This is a genomic window from Candidatus Falkowbacteria bacterium, assembly GCA_013336275.1.
GTDB lineage: Bacteria > Patescibacteriota > Patescibacteriia > Patescibacteriales > GWE2-39-37 > JAAXUA01.
Genome location: JAAXUA010000001.1, coordinates 35,406 through 56,719 on the forward strand (window position 1 = coordinate 35,406; position 21,314 = coordinate 56,719).

Below are 21,314 nucleotides of genomic sequence, written 5' to 3' on the forward strand. Positions count from 1 at the left end.
ACGGATGCTAGCAACGCTTACGCGTTATTACTTAGCGCCGGGCTTGCAGTCGATCGATCAGCAATTCGTTGAGAAATTCAAGGATAATCCGAAACGACAGTCAAACGAAGCTAGCGAACTCGCCGGCCTAGCTTACCTGGCGTTCGTCGACCTTGACCCCAGAGCTGCCGAAGGCGCTATCGAACACTTCGTACGCTCAGGTAGGGCAGACTTTTTGGCCGAGCTTTATCGCTTAGCCAAGCTGCGCCGCCATTTCCGCTTGGTCTGGTTCGCCGGACAAGCGCTCGGTTTGGCTGACTGGCAGAGCGAGTTTACGGAATGGTTCAAGGATGAAGGCCTCTGGTGGTTCGATCTCTTCGAAGACCGCGGTACAGGTCATGGCTACATTCATCCGGACGACACCGCCCTTATCGGTCTGATTGTCCAGAAACTGGGACTTGGCGATTCTTTCTGGCAAGAAGTCAGGCGTCAAGCCGAGTCGCGCCAGGAAATACCGCTGTTGCGCCGCCGCCTGGTCAGCCTATTGGCTGGACGGGAGGAGCCGGCAATCCAGGAAGTCGGACAGAAAGATGATCAAACAGACCGAACGTTCAGGCAGTTCTGCTCGGAACAAGGCATTCGCATCCTGCGTTGCCTGCAAACCGGCAGACGCGGCCTCAGCGCATGCAGCTGGGTCTATCAGGCGCTCGACAACGATGGCGTCATCAAGATTTTCAAGGAGGTGATCGAACCCGAAGGAAGGATGCCGCATTCCGAAAGCGAGGAAGCCGTTTACAGCAATCTGGGTGAGTGTGATTTCTTGCCCGAGCCGTATGAGACCGAAACAGTCAGCCAGAACTGCAATTTTTTGCGCCAGCCCTTCATCTATGGGCAGTCTCTTGCGCCCTTTGTTGCAGCCAAGCGCAAAATGAGTCTAGAACAGGCAAAAAAAATAATCAGTTCGGCCGCAGAGAAACTGGCTCAGCTCCACCGTTCAGGCGTTGCCCATCTGGATTTGCGCCCGGAACATATCATCGTTGCACCTGAAGGTCTGGCCATCCTCGATCTGGGCTTGTCACGCCTCGTGCCTGACCGATCAGCCATGGTCGATGTCGTCTTGCGTTCGCCGCGCTATGCCGCTCCAGAGATGGGGCTTCATGGGCAAGGTGGCTGCGCCACAGACATCTTTCAGCTCGGCCTGGTCTTTTATGAGCTTCTCACCGGTCGCCACCCCTTCTGCCTTCATCGGAATCTTCCGGAAGGCGACGAGGATAAAGCTGGTGAAATCATCAAGTATTTGGTGCCAGCCATGGCGCTTGATTTCAAAGATGATTTAGCAAGGGTGTTTGATGATCCGCAACTGGATATCCTTCGGCAGATGTTAGACAAAGAACCCGGGAGACGTCCGACAGCAGAAGAAGTGGCTGAGGCTTTGCGAAGCAGTGAGGCCGTTGAATACGCGCCGATGCCGTTGGTTGAAGCCAGAGGCAATACGAAAGAGGCTAACACGGTCTTGTTTCCGGCGCGCATGTCCATTCCGCATCACGGCCACATCGAATATATCGCCCGCCTGGTGGAGCTCGGCTATTACGTCAAGATTTCGCTGCAGTGCAGCTATATCCTGACCGAGCACGACCCGGTTCCCAAATGGCTGACCATGAAGATGGTGGCTCAATCGCTCTTTGATCGGGGTATCAGTCGGGAAAATTTCGAGTTCGTTTTTACGCCGCTCTACGCGACGAGGCACGAATTAGACATACACTTCCGTATGATGCCCGGATGGGAAAACGTAATCGCAGTCGCCTCCGGCAATCCGGAGGTCCATGTCCTGTTTCCTGGCAAGCTGATTTTGGACCAGAAGTCCGTCTTCGGCCGAGAACAGGTACAGTATGAGAACCGCTCTTGGGGCGAGTCATTGCGCCAGAGCATCAGGGAGGGGGATCAAGCTGCCTTCAAGGAGCTTGCAGGCAGCGGCGTTGAACGCATACTCAGTTTCAATGAGTTGCAACAATTCCTTAAGGTCAAACAGCCGATTCCTTTCGTCAGCAGCCGTGTCAGCGTCCATCTGGTGAATTCCAAAAGGGAAGCATTGGCCGCCACCCGATCATTCCGTTACCTTTCCCCGGAAGAAAGCCTGTGCCGCTGGTTTCATGGCATCGGCATTAAGGCGTCTGTCTTGGACCCATATGCCAAGGAGACGACCCTGCTCATTAAAGGCAAGCTGATGCGCCTCAAGTATCGGCAAATAGAATTCGAGCACGGCAACGAAATTATCGTGTTCGAAAGCGCCTAACCCTGGTTAGGCGCTTTTTTTTGGCTAAGTGTAACAAAATGGCCGTTTTTACGTATTATTATATGAAACCTAAACATATGTATTGTTACAAGCACACAATTTCATTCGCCCAGAACGGCGTCTCCCCAGTCGCCAACCGCCCCCTTGAATCGGAGAGCGAGTGTCTTATTGTGCTTAGATTGAATATTTGAACAACGTCAATATAGGTACAAAACGAAGGCTCGGTCCCATTCGGGGGCCGAGCCTTTTTCGTACCTTAAAACCCCCAAAAAAGGAGAAAAGACATGAAAACCAAGAACATCGACCGCAGCTACCTGACAGTGAATTTCCTCATGGAATTGGCCCCGGCATTCTTTTACGCCACCTACCAGCTATTCCTCCTGTCCAAGGGTCTGGATTATCTCCAGATCAACTTGATCAACGCCTGCTTCATGGCTTCGCGTTTTGCGATGGAGATTCCGACCGGGGTCTTTGCGGACCTACTCGGACGCAAACGATCGGTCCAGCTCGGACTGGCGGCGCTCAGTCTCTCGTTTTTCGCTTATTACCTGGCCGAGACTTTCTGGTATTTCATCTTAGCCGAAGTCATCGGCGCTTTCGGCGGCACCTGCGTCTCCGGCGCCTTCAAGGCTTGGTTCGTAGATGAGCGCAAACTGGCAGGCGGAAACGGGGATAATGTCAAAGTCTTTGCCGTCGGCGGACAGTTCAAATACCTGGCCATGATTTTCGGCAGCGGAGTCGGCGCGCAGTTCGGCGCCAGAAACCTGGCATATCCCTGGCTGTTAAGTGCTGGTTTCATGGCGCTGGCCCTGGCAGTAGCAACAGTGCTGATGAAAGAGCGGCGCGAGCTGCAAAAGACGGGTAAGGCCATTTCCTTCAAGCCGATCGCCAAGATCGCCCGCGACAGCGTCGATTATGGGCTTAGGCACCGCGGCGTGATGCAGCTCGTCTACCTCAGCGCCATCATGGCTTTCGTAGCCATGCCCTTCAACATGATGTGGCCGGTTACCTTCAAAGGCTTCGGGATGTCGGTCAATCAGCTCGGCTTGGCTATGGCCGCTATCAGTGGCTGCCTATGGTTCGGAGCTTGGCTCGCACCGCACTTCAACCGCTCAATCAGGCAGGAGTTCCATGCCTTGGTTTTCTCGCAGATCTTGACGGCCTGCTCGATGCTGATTGCTTCGCTGATGCTCGGCGGGCTGACAACCTTCATTTTTTTCCTAGCACACGAAGTCGGACGGGGCATGTTCGAGCCCTTGAATGACGCTCTGCTCAATCAGCAGATAGAGAATGACAGCTGTCGGGCAACGATTCTTTCCTTCGAATCAATGCTTGCGAACAGCGGAGCCGTTCTAGGATTGATCTGTTCCGGTTACGTAGCGAAATATCTGGGAATCGGTTCGGCCTGGCTTATGGCCGCCGTAGTGCTTGCAGCCGGGTTCACCCTAGTCTTTTCTCGCCGTAACGGCAGCTTCAGGGAGGGCAGACAACCGACTTGAAGCATCTCTTTCTAGCCAACAAAAAAACACGCTTCACAGCGTGCAGTCTCGCGGGGCCTTAGTAAAATGAGGCCCTTTTTTTATTCCACCCACTCTTTGACATATTGAGCGACGCCGTTCTGTCTGAATTTGTGGCGCAGCTTGATTGCCGAGTTTAAATATTCGATCAATGAACCGGCCTCGATCTGGTAGCGGTTCTTGATTACGCGAAAGCGGAAGGCTTTGGCCTGGATGGCGCGGCGTATGGTTTTGCCGGTTACACCGCCGAATTTGGCGGCTTCGGAAACCGATAACCAGAGCAGTGCAGGTTCGGGAGTTTTTTCTTTATTCTGGCTCATGACTCGTAGATAAGTCCACAAATATGTAGACTTAAGTATGAATAATTTAAGCTATTTTCTGATTTTTTCGAATCAATCTCCCTCCTTTTTGAGTCAAAGTCCATGATATTATGGACATAAGTACCCCCATCTTGACACAACCATGCTAATAAATCAATGGCAGGTGATGTTTAAGTCAGAAGCCCATTTGCGAGCAGGGTATGGCTAAAGGCTGGAACAAGTCTGTGTCACTCCTCCTACCCGCCGGCCGGCAGGCTTAGTCGCTGGATCAAGCGGGCTGTGTTAAATAGTTTCTCGCCTGCGAGGGCATAGCAGAAACGGCGGCTTTCCGGTCTCTGGACCTTGGGCATCAGGCTTGTGTTTGTTTGCCATTTGCCAGTAAACATGTTAATCTATTAACTATAATTGACGGCCAGAAACCAAGATGGCCGCTAATGACTCTTGCTGAACAGGAATCCCGCAAGAATAATTAGAAAAATTGGTCAGTAAGCTGAGACATTTGGCTCATTTTTTGTGTTCCGCGCAAAACAGGACAAATTTTATTGGCTAATTTTAGTTAAAAATAAATAAATAAAGTACTGTAACGAGAAGTACTGTAACAAGGGTCCTGATATCACGTATATTTACATGAAAGGTTTTTTTACAGAAAAAATACTCTTTGCGAAACTTAAGAGTCAAGACCAGGAAGCGTTTCTCGAAGTCTATGACCGCTATGTGGACAAGGTTTACCGTTTCATCTATTTCAAGGTCAGTGACGCGGCCGAGGCCGAGGACCTAACCGCCGCGACCTTCTTAAAGACTTGGCAGCACATCCAGCAGAACAGCGTCACTGACGTCAAGACGCTGCCGGCCTTGGTCTACCGCATCGCCCGCAACGTCATCATTGATCACTACCGCCAGAATAATAAGTGCGACATCGTCTCGATTGAGACGCCGGAAGGCCAGTCGATAGTCGACGAGAAGCAGAACGTTTCCAAACAGGCTGAAATCTCTTCCGACCTCGAATTGATGAAGCAGACGATGGAACAGCTCAAGGATGAGTATCGCGAGATCCTGGTCCTGCGCTACGTCAACGATCTGTCGATCGACGAGATCGCGGAAATCATCGGCAAGAGCAAAGGCAATGTCAGAGTCCTCATATATAGAGCGACCGCCGCCTTGAAAGAGCTGATGGGTGATAGCGTAGAACCGCGTTGACATTAAATGGCAGTATTGAAAAAATTTCCATAATGAAAACCATCGAGTCACAATTGAATAACCTCTCGAGCATCATCCCCTCGGCCGAATGGAAGGCCAGGACTCGTGATGTGCTTCAGAGCCAGATCTGCGCCGGCGCCCAAGAGGAGCGTGCCGGATTTTTTGCTGTCCTCGACAACCTGATGCCGGCCTGGGTTTCTGGCGTTGCCTCAAGACCGGTCGCCGTTTTTGCCATGATCGTTTTGGCCGTAGTGACTGGATCATACGCTTCGGTCCGCGCCGCGCGCGAGACCACGCCGGGTGATTCGCTCTATATCGCTAAGATCATCAATGAGAAGACCCAGCTGGCGTTGACCTTCGACGAGACCGACAAGACCAAGCTGAATCTGGAGTTCGCTACCAACCGCGCCGAGGAGCTGGTCAAGATGATGGAAGCGCCGACGCCGCAGCAGGAAAAGACGATCGCTGACTTAAAGACCAGCTTTTCCAGCGAATTGACCGCTGCCAAAAGCCGTTTGACCAAAATCAAGCAGAGCCAGCCAGTGGCAGTCGCACCCAAGACCGACGCCGCTCCTAGCGATATCAAGCAGTCCGTACCAAATGATGAGAAGGTCCAAGTCTTCGGAGCTAATCTGGGCAAGGACAATGTCAGCATGCAGATAATCGAAGCTGAGCAGCTGTTCGCTAATAAGGATATTTCCGGCACCATCGAGAAGATCGATCAGGCCGCCAAATCCTTGGACGCTAAGCCGGCCGAAACCAAAGCCACGACTACGCCTAAGGAAGAAAAGGAAACAGAGAAGGCAACGTCGACAAAATAGCCAACAATATTGGACTGCGTTCCAGCCCGAACGGCTGGAGCATAGCTCAATGCTTTTACGCTTAACACGCGTGAAGGCAGGACCCGGGCAAGCGTCTTGTCAGATGCGAGCTCAGGGCAGATGGGATCAGCAAGGTCGATCCGTTGAACGCGGAGGTCTTATCTCTATAATTAAAAGTCGGTTCTTAGAGCAATGTTTGCCCGCGTAGGGCAAATCAACAAGCTAATTCGGTAAGATAGCTTAAAGCCCCTGCAGCCTCTACAACTGCATGGGATCGAGCCGAATAACCCCCACACTTGTGTCCATAACGGATGAACCTGTGGGAATGGTGAATTACCCCATGCAATTTGCCTCCGACACTTGTGAACGCAAGTGTGGGGGAGCGGGATTCCGGTTGATTTGTCCGAACTAACGCGCCGCAAGCGCAATAAGAACTCAAACTTCGTCCCCCTTAACTCGGGACGACACACTAAGAATTCTATGCAAACCTTACGAAAAGTTATCGCTCTCAGCGTGATCTTCGTAACCGTGCTCTCATTGAGCGTCGTTGTAGCCCCACAGGCTTCAGCTGCCGCTTCAGCCGGTGACTTGATCAAGATGGACGGTCTTTCTTCCGTCTATTACCTGGGTGGCGATGGCAAACGCTACGTTTTCCCTAATGAGCAGACATATTTCTCATGGTATAGCGATTTCTCTTCAGTCATGACTATTCCTCAGGCTGAATTGGAGTCATATCCATTGGGCGCCAACGTCACTATCCGACCTGGCACCAAATTAGTTAAGATCACTACTAATCCGAAGGTTTACGCAGTGACTCCTGGCGGCAACTTGGTTGCTGTTCCAGATGAGGCTACTGCCAAGGCCCTCTATGGTGATAACTGGGCAAAGCGCATCGTCGATGTTCCAGATGCTTTCTTTACTAACTATAAAGTTTCCGCATCTTCATTGACCGCTACCGCTTATCCAGAAGGCAGCTTGATCAAGACTGCTGCTTCACCTGACATTTACTATATCACTGCAACTGGCGCTGCCAGCAAGGTCGCTAGCGAATCCGCTTTCACCGGCAACCGCTTCAAGTTCAGTGACGTTATCACCACCGCTTTGGCTATCCCAACCATGGGTGCTGAAATCTCCGGTGTTGACACCAAGATTGCTGACACCTCTTCTGGTGCTGGCGGAACTGTCTACACTGGCGGTTCTGGCGTGACTGTCGCTTTGAGCGGCATGACCCCAGCTTCAGCTTCTGTGCCAAAGAATGGCGCTCGCGTTCCGATGGCCAAGGTTAACTTGACCGCCGCTAACGACGGTGCTGTTACTGTCAGCTCCCTCAACTTGAAGAGGATCGGTCTTTCTTCTTACAACCAGATCGACAAGGTCTGGGCAGAAAAGGACGGCGTTATCGTCGCTTCTAAGAAGACCATCAACTCCAATGACGAGGCTAGCTTGACCTTCTCTCCAGCTTTGGTCATCAGCGCTGGTCAGACCGTTACCATCGAATTGTTGGCTTCATTGGTCAACGCTTCCGGTAACATCGGCTTGAGTGTTGTCAGCGCAACCGCTGGCGGCGCTAACATTGCTGGCTTGCCAGTCAATGGCAACCTGATGGCTCCGATCGATTACACTGTTACCAACTTGGCTATCACCAATCCAAGCACCGCCACTTCAACCGTTAAGGTTGGTGACGAGAAGGTTGAATTGGGCAAGTTCACCGTTGAATTCAACGGCACTGCCAAGGATGTGACTTTGAAGTCCGTCATGCTGAAGAACAACGGCATCGAAGACCTGGCTAAGACTTCCATGAACCTGTACTTGGAATACAACGGTACTAAGGTTTCTGAGAGCGCCAAGGTTGACGGCCGCTTCGTCACCTTCTTCTTCCCAGCCACCGGCTTGGACCTGTTGAAGGATGACACTTCCAAGATCCTCTTGGTCAAAGGCGATATCATCGCTAAAGAGAATACCGCTATCAACAGCTATGCTTTCGTTATCAACAAGAGCACTGACGTTGTAGCTTACGAAAAGTCCACCGGTTTCGGCGTTAACGTTTACAACGCTTCTACCGGTTCCACTGTTGCTGATAACCGCTTCATCTCTGATGTCACCATCACCTCCGGTGTTGTTTCCATCTCGAAGAAGTCTACTTCACCAGCAGATACCACTATCATCAAGGGTTCTGATAACACCATTCTGTTGGCCAACATCCGCGCCGACGAAGCTATCAGCGCTGATGGTTTGAACTTGGTTTATGGTTCTTCTGCTTCTGCAGCCGCTACCGTTGACCAGTTCGAGAACGTCCGCGTTTACTTGAATGGTACTTTGCTTGATTCTTTCGACATCACTGCTACTAGCGGTTCGATGATCAGCAAGAATCTTTCCAGCTCATTGACCCTGAACAAGGGCGACAATGAGGTTAAGGTCATGGTCAAGGCCAAGACCACTGCCACCGCCGGCGCTGCCTTCTTGGCAAAGGTCGACGGCACTGCTTTCACCAGCCAGAACCCACAGTACGTGTCTTCTGGTAATGCTGTCAGCACTGGCGACATCTCTGGTACTGCTACCGGCGCTGTCTTCACCGTCCAGGGCGCTGCCTTGGCCACTGTGAGGAACGACGGCTACTCTGCCAACAAGGTTGTCGTCAAGGGCGCTACCGATGTTTCTCTGGGCAAATTCGCCTTGAAGGCTACCAATGACGAGATCAAGGTCACTTCGATCTCCTTGGGCGCTAACGCATCCAGCACCCTGGCATCTTCCATCTATGATGCGAAGCTCTTCGTCGGCGGCGTCCAGGTCGGCAACACTGTCGATTTCGGCACCTCAGGCGCTACCTTCTCTTCATTGAACTTCGTGATCGCTAAGGACACCACCAAGGCTGTTGAAATCAAGGCTTCCTTCGATTCTTCGGCTACCGGCGGCTTCCAGACCACGATGACTGTCAATGGACAGGATTCACGCGGCACTGCCATCACCGGCGGCGCTGGCATCACCCAGGCCACTTCCCAGATCTTCTCGATCCAGGACGCTGGTACTTTGAAGGTTGAGTTGGGCGGCAACGCTCCTCAGGCTGCCATCTTGGCTGCCAAGGGTGCTGAGCAGTCGGTTGCTGAGTACAAGTTCACCGCTATCAATGATAGCGCTAGCTTGACTGAGATCAACTTCGTCAACACCTCATCTTCAACCGCTATCGCTACATCTTCTGCTGTCGACTCTTCTGTCGCTGCAATCGCTCTGTATGATGGCGCTACCTTGCTCGATTCTACCGTTTTGGTTAGCGGTATCGGCAGGTTCCTGATCGACGGCAAGGCCCTTGTTCCAGCTAATGGTTCAAAGACTTTGACCATCAAGGTTTCCTTGAACTCGATCTCTAATGACGCTACTGCAACCGACAAGGATCTGCAGATCGTCTTGACCGATGTCAAGTTCAAGTCTTCGGCTGGTACTTTGACTGGTCCTCAGTTCGAAGGTGATATCGCTAACGGCTTCCGTATCAGGAAGACTGTTCCGACCGTCGCTTTGCAGGCTTTGCCTGAGACACTGTTGACCGCTGGTGACAAGGTTGTGTCCAAGTTCACCGTCACGGCTGATGCCAATGGCGATGTTACCCTGGGCAAGGTTGTATTGACCTACGCTACCACCACCAATTCGTCTGTTGCCACCATCGCTAACAATGCAGTCAAAGTCAATGGTTCTACCAAGGACTTCGCTGCTACCGTCAGCTTGGCCAACAAGACCATCACCGTTGACTTCGGTGCTACCCCAGAAGTTATCTCTGCCGGTTCTTCCAAGACTTTCGAGATCTTGTCGACCGTCAGCGTTTCTGGCAACGGTTCCGAATCAGTCACCACCAAGATCGTCGAGGATGCTACCTATGCTACCGGTGCTACCACCGCTGTGGCTGGCAGCTTCATCTGGTCTGATGGCGCTGATATCTCTGCCTTCACTTACTCCAATGGCAAGAGGGTTCCTGGTCTAACCACCCCGACCCAGACTTTGTCTAAGTAAGTCCTGGCTCTAGTTTCTCGATATCTAAAATCGATATACTGTCCGCAAGGGCAGAGCAAACCCCTCCCCGGTTTTCCGGGGAGGGGTTTTGCGTTATGCACAGCCCTTTCGGTGTTTACGTTGCAGTGATTACGAATTCAGGCTGTTTGGCGCTAAGGTTCGTCCAGTTGACCCTCGTCGCTCGAGAGTGATAAAATTGTGTGGCGTTAAAAAATATAAAAATCGATATGCTGACCACCAACTTTTGCGACAAGTGCGGAAAAAACTTGAGCGCCTATGAAGAACGGTTGTTTTCGATTTTTTTAGCGGACCACGAGGAATACGGCATCGGCTCGCCACGCACCAAGCTGTGCTACGAATGCCAGGAGCCGGTCTTAGTCTTCTTGCGGGGCTATCTGAAGCGCAAATACGTTACCGAGCCGGTTGTCCACCAAAAAACAGCGTAATATACAAGATCATAATAGCTCGAGGGGAGTTGCCCCTCGGCAAATCAAACAGCCCACCTTAAGAGGGTTGTTTTTGTTTGAAATCAGAAGCATTTGAATCACTGGATTTATGTTAGCTAGGTTTGCATATTTTGTGGTATAATAAATTTAATATGTTAATAATCCATTGATGGCATTTTCGCGATTAAAAACCGAGTATCTGCTTACCCCGGCAATCTTGTTATCACTCTGCATCGGCTGGGCGATTGCGGCACCCTCGCCTGACGCTATTGGCGTCCGCGTCGCCCCTAACCCGAAGCACTACTCGGCCCTGCGCTGGTATCAGGAGCAAGGCTTCAAGGGCTCGCCCCAGTCGCTTATTATCGATGGTTACGAAGCTATTCGGGACGGCCGTACTGTTTATATCGACGCCTCGAACATCGTTGAAGGCGCCCCAGCCAACAGCCAGCTGACCATCGGTGACCAGCTTTACACCAACATCTTCATCATTTCCTATAACCAGGACGCGGAAAAATCGACCGAGGACATCTTCGGCCAGATTTTGTCCAATTGGAAATTCAACAATAACATCAATTCGGTCGGCATCTGCAAAGGTGACGCCAGCATCACTAGCGGTTGCGGCGATGCTGTCGGTTGCTGGCCGTTGAGCAATGATTATAATGACGCCAGAAAGAACGGCCTGGATGGTGCTGGCAGTAATGTCACCATCTCCAATGGCAGCACCAAATTCAATGGCGTGAATTCGCAGATCAATATGGGAGATCGCCCGGAATTCAAGGTGGCTGACAAGTTTTCAATCGTGGCTAATATTTTTCCTACTGGTCCGGGATCAAGCGGTGGAATTATCGTCAATAAAGAAGGCGAATATGAGGTTGCCAGATATGCTGACGGCACGATCCGTTGGGCGATTGCCGCGCCCGGGGTTAATGGCGGTTCGACCACGACTTGGGCATGGCGCAACACGGGGTTTGTTGCTCCGCTTAACCAATGGACCAGTATCGTTCTGACTTTGAGCGGCAATTCGGTCATTACTTATGCTAATGGCGAGGAGGTGCACAGGTTTGACTTCACAGGCAGCAGTGTCGTCGGTGACGTGCACACTAACTGGAACGAGTTGAGAATCGGCGCGCGCGACCCGAGTATGGGGCAGTATTTCGATGGCATTATCGGCGGCGTCAGGCTTTATAAGCGCACCTTGGAGCACCAGGAAATCACTTTGACTTTTTCCAATTCCTGCTCAGTCGACCCTGATTGCCCAAGCGCTTATTATTGCAGTGCCGCCAAGGGCGTGCTGGGCCGCGACACTAAGCGCTTGGCCGACCTGAACGACCTGAACGACCTTCTAGCTGCTTACAAGACCAAGAACGGAGGACTTTGTCCAAAACTGGAATCAGGCTCTTATCTGCCCAACAAATCGATTTCGACTTGGCCGTCTTGGCAGGAGACTTTGGGCAAGACCTTGGGAGCTAATCTGCCGTTTGATCCTATCAACAAGATGGGAGATTGCGCCGGCTTTAATGTTCAGACTTGCTGGAATGAAACCACACGGTCATTTGCCGACCCGACACCGGCTGATACCAATTTCGATCTCCCAGACGGCAGCCGGGCTTATATCTATTTATCGAGTCCGAATGGGCAGCAGTGCTCGTTCTATGTCAATACCGAATCCGGACTTAACTGCAACGGCTCCGGCCAATGCACCGTGGGAGTCAATCTGGGATCGCCGGCTCCGTTCGGAACCCCAAGCAACCCGGGTTCAGCGACCAATACGCCTCCAAAAATCCTGACTATCAATATGCCGACCGGCATTCGCTATGCTCCGTATCAAGGCTTCATCCAGGCGGAGGACGCGGATAACGATAACCTAAACTGGACGCTGACTACTACGGGCGACTGGTCGACTTGGGTGGCACCGACTTTGCAGACATCGCCAGCCAACAAGTACCAACGCCGCTTGGTCAGTTCCAAGTCAGGTGATTTAGGCAACTATACCTTCGATGTCTCGGTCAACGATGGCCGCGGCGGAATCGCCACCTCTTCGGGGGTGATCCGGGTAGGGAATTATTGCGATGACAAGGATGCCGATGGTTTCGGCGTCTGCCCGAACTGCGGCAAGACAAGAGGATGTATCAATGACGGCAATGACTGCGATGACACGATCGGACTGCATATGGTAACCGGACTGTATGGGCCATTCAACATAAATGGCAATCAGATCAATCCGGGCCAGCCGGATGATTGCACTCAGTATGACGGACTGGACAACGATTGCGATAATCGTGTCGATGGCCATGCTACGACCTCTATCGTCATCGGATCAACCATCCAGGATATGGAAAATATCAGTTTGGCTGCCAAGCCTTTCGGCATGTTCCATTTCGAAGGCAACTTGGCTAACTCGGGCAGCCAAGCCATGGCACCGACCGGCAATGGCACCTACAGCTTCACGACGGGCCACGACGGCCAAGGCTTGCACTTCACCGGTACTGACCAATATATCGACCTAGGAAATCATGGGCCGAACTGGCCCGTCAGCACGATCATGGCTTGGGTCAGGCCTGATTCCTATCAGCATAACGCACAGCCCTACGCGGCAGTGGTGCAGATCAACAATAATTATCTCGCTGCCTGGGACGACTCCGCTTATTACCTTTATGACGGTTATCCTTTGGCCTACCACGCAGCCAATCACGCTAATACGCAACTGCCTTTGAATACCTGGTCGCATATAGCCATGACCAATGACGGCGTCAACATCCGCTACTATCTGAACGGGCAATTCGACGGCATCACTCCGACTCCGCCGCAATGGAATAACGGCTGGGAAAACATCAGGATCGGCGGCGGTTATGTCGGCGATTTAGAAACCTTTTCCGGTGATATTGACGAAGTGCAGATTCACAAAGAGGCTCTGGTCGAAGCGAAAATCCAGGTTGCCTATCAGGACAATACGGTCACCTCGGCTTTTCCTTCGGGCTGGAGCGGTGGTGGTCAGGTTAGCTCTTTCGTGGGCATTTCTGGCAAAGAAAATCACTCATCCTCAGGCACGAATAGCATGCTGCTCCATCAAGATGCTAATCGCCTTTATGGCGGCACATGCACGCAGGCAATCTGTACCGATCCTAATTTTGCAGCCAATCGTGGTTGCATGTGGGACCCGGCAGGTGGCGGCCATTGCTATTTCCCGGCAGCTGATGGAGCTCATGACTCAACGATCAAGGGAAATTATTTAGGAGTCGATTATCTGGCCGATTATAACAACGGGGAAGCCATCGCCTGGGGCAACACCAATACCGTGATGTGGGGCTATATGGCCTACGATCTCTCGACTTTTCCATTCAATGTCGGCGATACCTACATCCTGAATTATTATTACAAGGGCGTCTCACGATTGCAGAACTCCACCTGGTATTCCTTGAGTTTCAGCCCGGGCTGGCAAAGTTATTGTTACAATCAGGGTAGTATCATCAATTGGGCATGCAATGGCGCTAACGGGGCATTCAGCGGCTATCGGACGCTGCCTGGCGATCCGCCCAATTGTTCCGACTATAATCTATTCGGCATAAATTGGCCGTTAGCCAATAGCTGTACCTGTCTCATGCTTAAGAATTCACTAGCCAATCAGACTGACTGCTATCCCAGTATCGGCGGACCGGGCGTTCCGGATAATACCTACACCGATTGGACCTATTATGCGCGCTCGTTTTTCTTTAGTAATGATTTGAATAACGTCAAGAACGCTGCGGGCAACCGGCAGCTGATTTTCGGCATGTCTTTCGGATATAACGACACCACCGCAGGTACGGACATCTATGTCGATGATCTCAGTCTATTGAAGTGCAATAATAATTAAATGCAGCCATCAAAAAAAGCCATTATCATCTCGTTGACACTGCTAGCCACAGCCGCTATAGTGGGTGGATTTTGGTATTATTCAAGCCGTCTTAAGCCTGCGCCGCAGTCAGTCGAGCCAAAATCTGATCCATTCAAGGAGCAATATCGTCCGACACCCTCAGGTAAGACAGTCAACCCAGCGACAATCGTTTCTTCAACCACCTCCGTATCAGAACGTGGAGTCAAAAAAAATCCAGCCAAAGATGACGTTCAAAAGAATCCGCAGCTGTATGTCGACATTATGGCCGATGACGACAAAGACGGGTTGACCAACCCTTGGGAAGCTCGCTACGAAACTGACCCTAAAAAAACGGATACCGATAATGACGGCTTGTCTGACTATGAAGAAGCGATGATATATTTTTCCAACCCCAAAGTCGCGGATACCGATAAAGACGGCAACAGTGACGGTGACGAGGTCAAGAAGGGCTTCAGTCCGATCGACGATGGAAAATTGAAAAATCCGCCTATCAAAAAATAGTTGAAAATATCTATGAAAATGATCAAGCTGTCAATCGTTCCGGTAATCGCCCTGGCGCTCTGCATCGGCTGGGCTATCGCCGCCCCTTCACCCGACGCTATCGGCGTCCGCGTGGCGCCCAACCCGAAGCATTATTCGGCCTTGCGCTGGTATGAATCGCAGGGCTTCAAGGGCTCGCCTCAGTCACTCCTGGTTGATGGCTATGAGGCTATCCGTGACGGGCGCACCGTCTATATCGACGTGGCAAACGTGGTCGAAACAGCTCCGGCCAACAATATCTTCACCGCCGGTGATCAGCTTTACACCAACATCTTCATCATTTCCTATAATCAGGATGCCGAGAAAGCGACCGAGGATATCTTCGGCCAGATTCTCGCTAACTGGAAATTCAATAACAACATTCTGACTGCCGGCACCTGCAGCGAGACGACAGCGCAGTCCTGCGTCTATAGTTCGAGCTGCGCCTCGCCTCAGCCTTGTACTAACTGCCGCAAAGACGAATATTGCGATAGCTCGCATGATGTCGCCGTGCGTGACACCAGGAGGTTGTCCGATCTGGTCGATATGAATATTTACCTCGAGCGATACCGCAATAGCCACGGCGGCCTGTGCCCGAAGCTTGAGTCTGGTAGCTATATGCCCAATAGGACGATTTCGACTTGGCCGTCTTGGCAAGAGGAGTTGGGCAGCGCCCTGGGCGTCAGTTTGCCGTTCGATCCGGTCAACAAGCTCGGCCTTTGCGATGGCACAACCAAGACAGGTAACCAATATTCGAACCTAGGTGCTACCTTCTGTCCGAACAATGGCCCGACCTACACTGGTTCGTGCGTTGCCAACACTTGGCAATATGTTTTTAACGCATCGAATCCAGGCGATTATACCTTGACAGTCGAGACCACCAACGCCAACTCCAGCGCTTTTGGCGACCTCGATCAGCTTATTGCACCGCCTGCACCTAATCCGACAACTATTTATCACGACATGACCATATCTGTTGATGGTACGGCCATCGGCGTTATCAAAAATAAAGCCGTAGGGCCTGCCAAGACGCCACAAGTGGCTACCATCGTCCTGCCCGGTTTGGCTGCCGGCAATCGCACCATCAGCATTAATTGGACTAATGATTCCAATATTGGCGGTGTAGATTCTAATCTCCGTATACACAAAGTCTCTTTCGGTAAGCCATATAACTCTACGACTTGTTGGGATGAAAAGACTAGGGTATTCGCTGACCCGACACCTGACAACGTCTTTGATCTGCCGATCGGCAGCCATGCATATATCTACCAAAGCAGCCGTGATGGCAAGAGCTGCGGCTTTTCGGCAGCGACCGAGAGCGGTTTGAGCTGTGTCGGATCTGCCTGTACGGCCGGAGTTTCGGTCCCGGTAACCCTGGAGTTTTCAACACCCTCCGGCAATACCGCGCCGGTCGTGATGTGCGGCGGCATGGTCAGTTTTCCGCATCAGGAGTTCACTAAATACGTCAATGCCGCTGACTCCGATCCCGGAGACAACGCTACCTTGACCTGGGGAATCGATACCTCGATTACGGCCGCTTGGCCGGGCTGGGTCGGTGGTCCGGTCCTGCAGTCGGCCGGTGTCAACACCCAGAAAAAGATTTATGCCACCCAGGCTGGTGATAAGGGAACTTATCAATTCCGCGTGACAGTCACCGACTCCACTGGCTCCTCAACCAGTAAAATTTGCAATATCGGCATCGGCGCCACTTTGCCGACCATCGAGCCGATAGCCGACCAATCAGTTTATTCCGGCGAGGAAGTCAGGGCTCTGACCGTCTACGCCTCAGAACCATCGAAGGAATACCCGATGAATTTCGTTTTCGATGCCATAGATTTAGGGACGATGGCTGCGATACCGAATTTCATGTCTTGCAGCGCCACCAGCTCTCCTTTCGGCGAATTGACCGGCCGTTATAACTGCTATGTCGACAAGGAGGCTATCGACCGGCCAGCGGGCATCTATCAAGTGACAGTGACCGTAACGGACAAAGAAGGTGATAGTGCGTCGGAGACTTTCAATATAACCATCAAGAACGACCCACCGATTATCACGCCAAATGTGGCAAATTGGGTAGCCAGTACGACCGTGCCAATAAGCGAGGTGATGTGGGAAGCGATGGATCTGCTTTCTAATTTTCCGCTGACTTACTCGATAACGGCTGGAGTTTTGCCGACCGGAATTACCGGTGCCACTACGACTGTCCTGCATCCTGGCCTGGCGACTACCTATACTTATGGCACCACCACGGTCGTGTCGACGGTCAACGGCAGCCTTTTGCGCTATACCGTGAGTGGGAACCTGTCTAACGCCAATGTCTTTGCCAATCCGGTCACGGTCTTGAACTATTCGATGACGTCAGCTGATAAATACGCCCTAGGCGCTGGTGCCAACTACACGATTCGCATCTCTAATTCAGGACCGGAAATAGCGCCTCCTACTTGTAGCACGGTCATGCGCCACTCCTTGCCTTTTAACTGCGTTTTACCTGTCTCTGACGCCCAGGGCAACATGATAAACAACCACACGGTAGCCAATCTCCCAGGAAGCGGCAACTTGACCTCATCCTTGGCGGCTAATGCCATCACGATCAGCGGTAACGTGACCATTGGCGACGTCGGAAGTTACCCGATTCAGCTTAATGCGACTGATGAATTCAGCTACACCGGTCCTAATGTCGGTTTCAATCTGAGAATCAACAACTACTGCGGAGACGGAGTAGTCCAAACCCCTAACACCGAAGGCGCAAACGGACCGGCCAATAACGGCGTCGAGGATTGCGATGACGCCAATGCCGTAAATAATGATGCTTGCGATAACAACTGCGCTTGGACGGTCAAGACCGAACCCTATAGCCTGCTTAATAGCAAGGGCGATGCCGTTGTTTATGATAATAATAATAATACTAATTCAGCCGCTGCAGTCGCTGGCGGAACTTTCATCAAGATCCAGGGCATTATGCCGACGCCTTATATCTGGGTAGCCCAGTCTACAGCCAACCTGGTCAATAAGATTCGGGCTTTTACAGGGTACAAGCGGGTTTGCACCCGTGATGGCGCCGGTAATGTGACCTGCCTATATGATACTACGGTTACCGAGACAAGGGGCCAGCTTTTGGGAAGCTTTGCGACGGGCGCTGATCCTTCTCGAACGGCGGTCAACGCCGAAACTGGAGATGTCTGGGTCGGTGCCAGAGCGGGCAGTGTTGTCACTAAATTCGATAACCAGGGAGTTACGCTTAAGAACTGTCCAGCACCGGCCGGAACCCGCGGCGTAGCTATCGCTCAGAACGGTGATGCTTGGGTGGCTGGGACAGGCAGTGACCAGGCCTGGCGTTTGCCGGCTGATGACACGACTTGTGCCGCGTCAGCCGTTATTTCCGGTTTCGGCTCAGTTTACGGTCTCGCTATAGATAGTGATGACAATTTGTGGGCGGCCAACGGAGCCCATACCGCCATGTTCAAGGCGGATACCGTTTCGAATGTTGTTGCTTCAATACACGCCGCCCCTTGGGTCTATGGAATTACAGTGGACCCGTTCGGCAATGCTTGGGGAGGCGGCTATCAGAGCGGCGGATTTTTCAAAGTCGACAAAGGCGCCGCCGTCAACTCGAATGCTGTGCATCACCCGAATGCTTATCAGATATTGGGCTTGAGCACGGACATCTATGGCAATATCTGGGGCGGCGGCTATACCGGCAATGTCGCAGTCAAGGCGACGAACGCAGGAACCACAGTGTTCACGGGAAGCGCAGGGTGGGGCGATAACCACGGCATGTGCGGTGATTCTGAAGGCCAGGTTTGGGCCGTGTATTACGAGGGTCACGCCAAGGTCTATGACGGGGCGACTAACGCTGAATTGGAGGCTGACGTCAACGTCGGCGCTCCGAATGGCACCTATACTTATAGCGACATGACGGGGTTGAACCGGGCCATGGCTTTGCGTTCCGCCACATGGTTCAAGTCGATTGATGGCGTCTACCAGAACCAGCATTGGGGCTTGTTGCAGTATGATCTGATAGTGCCGTCAGCCAATCAGACAGCAGATATTTTCATCCGAGCGAACAACGCGCAGGCGGCATTGCCTGGAACGCCCTGGAACACGGCCGCCGCCTGGAACGCCTTGCCTTTGACCGCCCGAGTCGGCCAGTTCGTGGAAATCAAGGTCTTAATGCGCAGCAAACAGCCAGGCGTCACCCCGGTTATTACCAACTTAAGGATCGAATAATATGGAAACAATACCAACTTCAAGGAAGAAAGCATTAGTAATCGGCTTAGCTGCGCTCTTGATAGCTGGCACGGCGTTCGGCTATTGGCGGTATCGCCAAGTACAAGAGGATAGAAGTCAAGTAGCTGCAGCAGAAGAAGCGGCTCGCCTTGCGAAGAAGCAGGCCGAGGAAAAGATTCAAAAAGAAGTCTCGGTCGGTTATGCCATCATCTCCCAGGCAGTCAAATCGAAGAGTCCGGACGATTGCCTCCAGCTTGAAAAATCGGTTTTGGACAGCTGTTTGTATTCCGTCGCTCAGGTGACTTCAGATAAGAAAATATGTGAACGGATCCTTGATTTCAACAAACGGACAGTTTGCCAAGAATTCCTAGTTTTTCGCGAAGGAACAAAGAAAATTTCCAATGAATTCTGCGCCGCCTTCAAATCAAGCGAAGTGGCCGAGAGCTGTTTCAGTCAGATATTTTCCGGATTGAGCGATATCAAGTCATGTGAGCCTTTCGCTGAGCCGAACAAGCAGCGATGTCTGGATCTGGTCAACTCGAAGCTGGCCATAACGGGCGACGGCACGGGTTGCGATTCGGTGAAGGATAAGGATATCAAGAGCAGCTGCCGTATGGCCTCAGCCAGCGCTCCCAAGGATTCCGACAAAGACGGCATTTCCGACACGACTGAAATCGGCTATGGTACAAATCCTTTCAAGGCCGATACGGATGGTGATGGGCTCAAGGACGGGGAGGAGATGGAAAAATATCTGACAAGCCCGGTCAAGGCGGATACTGACGGCGACAAGCATTCTGACGGTGAAGAAGTCGGTGGCGGTTTCAATCCTTTGGGTGAGGGTAAACTTAAGAAATAACCTGTTCAGGTAAATAAAAAAACAGGGCCGAGTCGGTCCTGTTTTTATATCTTAGCCTTCGTATATTTTCTTGGTCTGTTCGAGCATCTTGTTGAACTTGAACAGGTGGTTGGCATCGTGTTGGGCTTGGGTCGCCAGGCGTTGCTTCTTGCTTGGATCGTTTATGAGTTCAGCGACTTTGGATGCTAGGGTTCTTGAATTTTGCGGATCAATCAAGAGTCCATTAACCTGATCCGTAATCATATCCGGGATGCCGCCGACGCGAGTGGCGATGACCGGCAAACCGGCGCCCATCGCCTCGAGTATGGTGTAAGGAAAGCCTTCCTTTAGGGAGGTTGAGACGTAAAAATCGAAAGCCGGGAGAATTTCGGCGGCGTTAGCGATGCGACCGGCCAAGATGATTTTTTGGCTGACATTGCCATCCATGGCGTTGTAATCCATCGGGTGGAATTTTATGATGCGGGCTTCCAAATCACCTCGCTCAGGACCTTCGCCGATCAGGATGGCCGTAATCGGGAAGCCGTAATCGATGATGAGGTAATGCATCGCCTTGATGAGGTAATAGTAGCCCTTGGAAGGGTAGAGATTGCCGATGCTGCCGACAAGGATGGTCTTCTCGTCCGGCATCTGGGCATTCTCGATCAGACTGAAGAGCCTCTTTTTGGCGTCTTCTTTGGCGTAGTATTGATATTGCTTGATGTCGATCCCGTGATAGATCAGGGAGAGTTTGCGCGGGTCGATATGGAGCAGTTTTTCCGCCTGCTCAATGTATGATTTGTTGATACAGATAATCTTGTCTTTGTATTTCTGGGTGTAGCGCTCCAGTCTTAGGAATATTTTTTGGGACAGCGAGCTGTCTGGCTCGTTAAAGGCCCAGCCGTGCGGCGAGTAGACGACCAGCGGCTTGGCTGATCCTGATTTTTGGCAATGCACCGCGAACGAGCCGATGGTTGAAGCCTTGCGGCTGCTCAGATGCACGATGTTCGGCCGGATATCCCGTATCAGCTTTTTGATGGCGCGGTAAGCCAAAAAATCGTGAAGAGGGGACATGCGGCGGACCAGGTGCGGCAAGACGAAATAGTTGATGCCAGCCTTTTCCAATAGGCTGCCGAATTCGCCATCGCCGTTCTGACTGCCGAATACTACGACGATGTCGTACTCATTTTTCAGGTTTCTGGCCAGGTCCAGGATATAACGCTGTGACCCGCCTAATTCTGATTCAGTGGTAATGTAAAGTATCTTCTTTTTCATTTTTATTGACTTAAC

The 21,314-nt window shown here is 51.8% G+C and carries 12 protein-coding genes; 10 read left to right on the forward strand and 2 right to left on the reverse strand.

The genetic code is table 11. The features are described from left to right. Window positions 1-4 precede the first annotated feature (4 nt). Together HGA34_00155 and HGA34_00160 are read left to right on the forward strand one after the other, a co-directional pair. The gene (locus HGA34_00155) at window positions 5-2,272 is read left to right on the forward strand and encodes a protein kinase (GenBank protein ID NTW21941.1); all 2,268 of its coding nucleotides are present in this window, start codon (window positions 5-7) and stop codon (window positions 2,270-2,272) included. Window positions 2,273-2,556: 284 nt separating this feature from the next. Further along, window positions 2,557-3,771 (forward strand): MFS transporter, encoded by a 1,215-nt coding sequence (locus HGA34_00160; GenBank protein NTW21942.1) that lies wholly within the window; start codon window positions 2,557-2,559, stop codon window positions 3,769-3,771. 80 nt (window positions 3,772-3,851) lie between these two features. On the opposite strand, the gene HGA34_00165 is transcribed toward HGA34_00160, so the two are convergent. After that, entirely contained in the window at window positions 3,852-4,109 is a 258-nt protein-coding gene (locus HGA34_00165; protein ID NTW21943.1) for a helix-turn-helix domain-containing protein, read from the reverse strand. Between the two features lie 627 nt (window positions 4,110-4,736). Between HGA34_00165 and HGA34_00170 the strand changes: the two genes are divergently transcribed. The 8 genes from HGA34_00170 (at window position 4,737) to HGA34_00205 (ending at window position 20,048) form a co-directional block, all read left to right on the forward strand. Continuing rightward, window positions 4,737-5,306, forward strand: a complete 570-nt coding sequence (locus HGA34_00170; GenBank protein ID NTW21944.1) for an RNA polymerase sigma factor — start codon at window positions 4,737-4,739, stop codon at window positions 5,304-5,306. Window positions 5,307-5,338: 32 nt separating this feature from the next. Then, window positions 5,339-6,127, forward strand: a complete 789-nt coding sequence (locus HGA34_00175; GenBank protein ID NTW21945.1) for a hypothetical protein — start codon at window positions 5,339-5,341, stop codon at window positions 6,125-6,127. Window positions 6,128-6,607: 480 nt separating this feature from the next. After that, the gene (locus HGA34_00180; protein NTW21946.1) at window positions 6,608-10,126 is read left to right on the forward strand and encodes a hypothetical protein; all 3,519 of its coding nucleotides are present in this window, start codon (window positions 6,608-6,610) and stop codon (window positions 10,124-10,126) included. A gap of 227 nt (window positions 10,127-10,353) precedes the next feature. Then, entirely contained in the window at window positions 10,354-10,572 is a 219-nt protein-coding gene (locus tag HGA34_00185; protein NTW21947.1) for a hypothetical protein, read from the forward strand. 169 nt (window positions 10,573-10,741) lie between these two features. Beyond that, window positions 10,742-14,425 carry a LamG domain-containing protein gene (locus tag HGA34_00190; GenBank protein NTW21948.1) on the forward strand — a complete coding sequence of 1,228 codons (3,684 nt, stop codon included), beginning with the start codon at window positions 10,742-10,744 and terminating at the stop codon, window positions 14,423-14,425. After that, window positions 14,426-14,947 (forward strand): hypothetical protein, encoded by a 522-nt coding sequence (locus HGA34_00195; protein NTW21949.1) that lies wholly within the window; start codon window positions 14,426-14,428, stop codon window positions 14,945-14,947. Window positions 14,948-14,959: 12 nt separating this feature from the next. Next, on the forward strand, window positions 14,960-19,192 hold the full coding sequence (locus HGA34_00200) for a hypothetical protein (protein ID NTW21950.1): 4,233 nt from the start codon (window positions 14,960-14,962) through the stop codon (window positions 19,190-19,192). 1 nt (window position 19,193) lies between these two features. After that, the gene (locus HGA34_00205; GenBank protein NTW21951.1) at window positions 19,194-20,048 is read left to right on the forward strand and encodes a hypothetical protein; all 855 of its coding nucleotides are present in this window, start codon (window positions 19,194-19,196) and stop codon (window positions 20,046-20,048) included. A 51-nt stretch (window positions 20,049-20,099) separates the two neighbouring features. On the opposite strand, the gene HGA34_00210 is transcribed toward HGA34_00205, so the two are convergent. Further along, window positions 20,100-21,299: a glycosyltransferase family 4 protein gene (locus HGA34_00210; GenBank protein ID NTW21952.1), complete on the reverse strand. Its 1,200-nt coding sequence runs from the start codon at window positions 21,297-21,299 to the stop codon at window positions 20,100-20,102. Window positions 21,300-21,314 lie beyond the last annotated feature (15 nt).

Excerpts from the sequence above, each read along its gene's own strand:
- HGA34_00175 (NTW21945.1), top strand. The coding sequence starts at position 5,339 with ATGAAAACCATCGAGTCACAATTGAATAACCTCTCGAGCATCATCCCC.
- HGA34_00210 (NTW21952.1), bottom strand. The coding sequence starts at position 21,299 with ATGAAAAAGAAGATACTTTACATTACCACTGAATCAGAATTAGGCGGG.
- HGA34_00155 (NTW21941.1), top strand. The coding sequence starts at position 5 with ATGCTAGCAACGCTTACGCGTTATTACTTAGCGCCGGGCTTGCAGTCG.
- HGA34_00180 (NTW21946.1), top strand. The coding sequence starts at position 6,608 with ATGCAAACCTTACGAAAAGTTATCGCTCTCAGCGTGATCTTCGTAACC.
- HGA34_00185 (NTW21947.1), top strand. The coding sequence starts at position 10,354 with ATGCTGACCACCAACTTTTGCGACAAGTGCGGAAAAAACTTGAGCGCC.
- HGA34_00170 (NTW21944.1), top strand. The coding sequence starts at position 4,737 with ATGAAAGGTTTTTTTACAGAAAAAATACTCTTTGCGAAACTTAAGAGT.
- HGA34_00195 (NTW21949.1), top strand. The coding sequence starts at position 14,426 with ATGCAGCCATCAAAAAAAGCCATTATCATCTCGTTGACACTGCTAGCC.
- HGA34_00205 (NTW21951.1), top strand. The coding sequence starts at position 19,194 with ATGGAAACAATACCAACTTCAAGGAAGAAAGCATTAGTAATCGGCTTA.
- HGA34_00165 (NTW21943.1), bottom strand. The coding sequence starts at position 4,109 with ATGAGCCAGAATAAAGAAAAAACTCCCGAACCTGCACTGCTCTGGTTA.
- HGA34_00200 (NTW21950.1), top strand. The coding sequence starts at position 14,960 with ATGAAAATGATCAAGCTGTCAATCGTTCCGGTAATCGCCCTGGCGCTC.
- HGA34_00190 (NTW21948.1), top strand. The coding sequence starts at position 10,742 with ATGGCATTTTCGCGATTAAAAACCGAGTATCTGCTTACCCCGGCAATC.
- HGA34_00160 (NTW21942.1), top strand. The coding sequence starts at position 2,557 with ATGAAAACCAAGAACATCGACCGCAGCTACCTGACAGTGAATTTCCTC.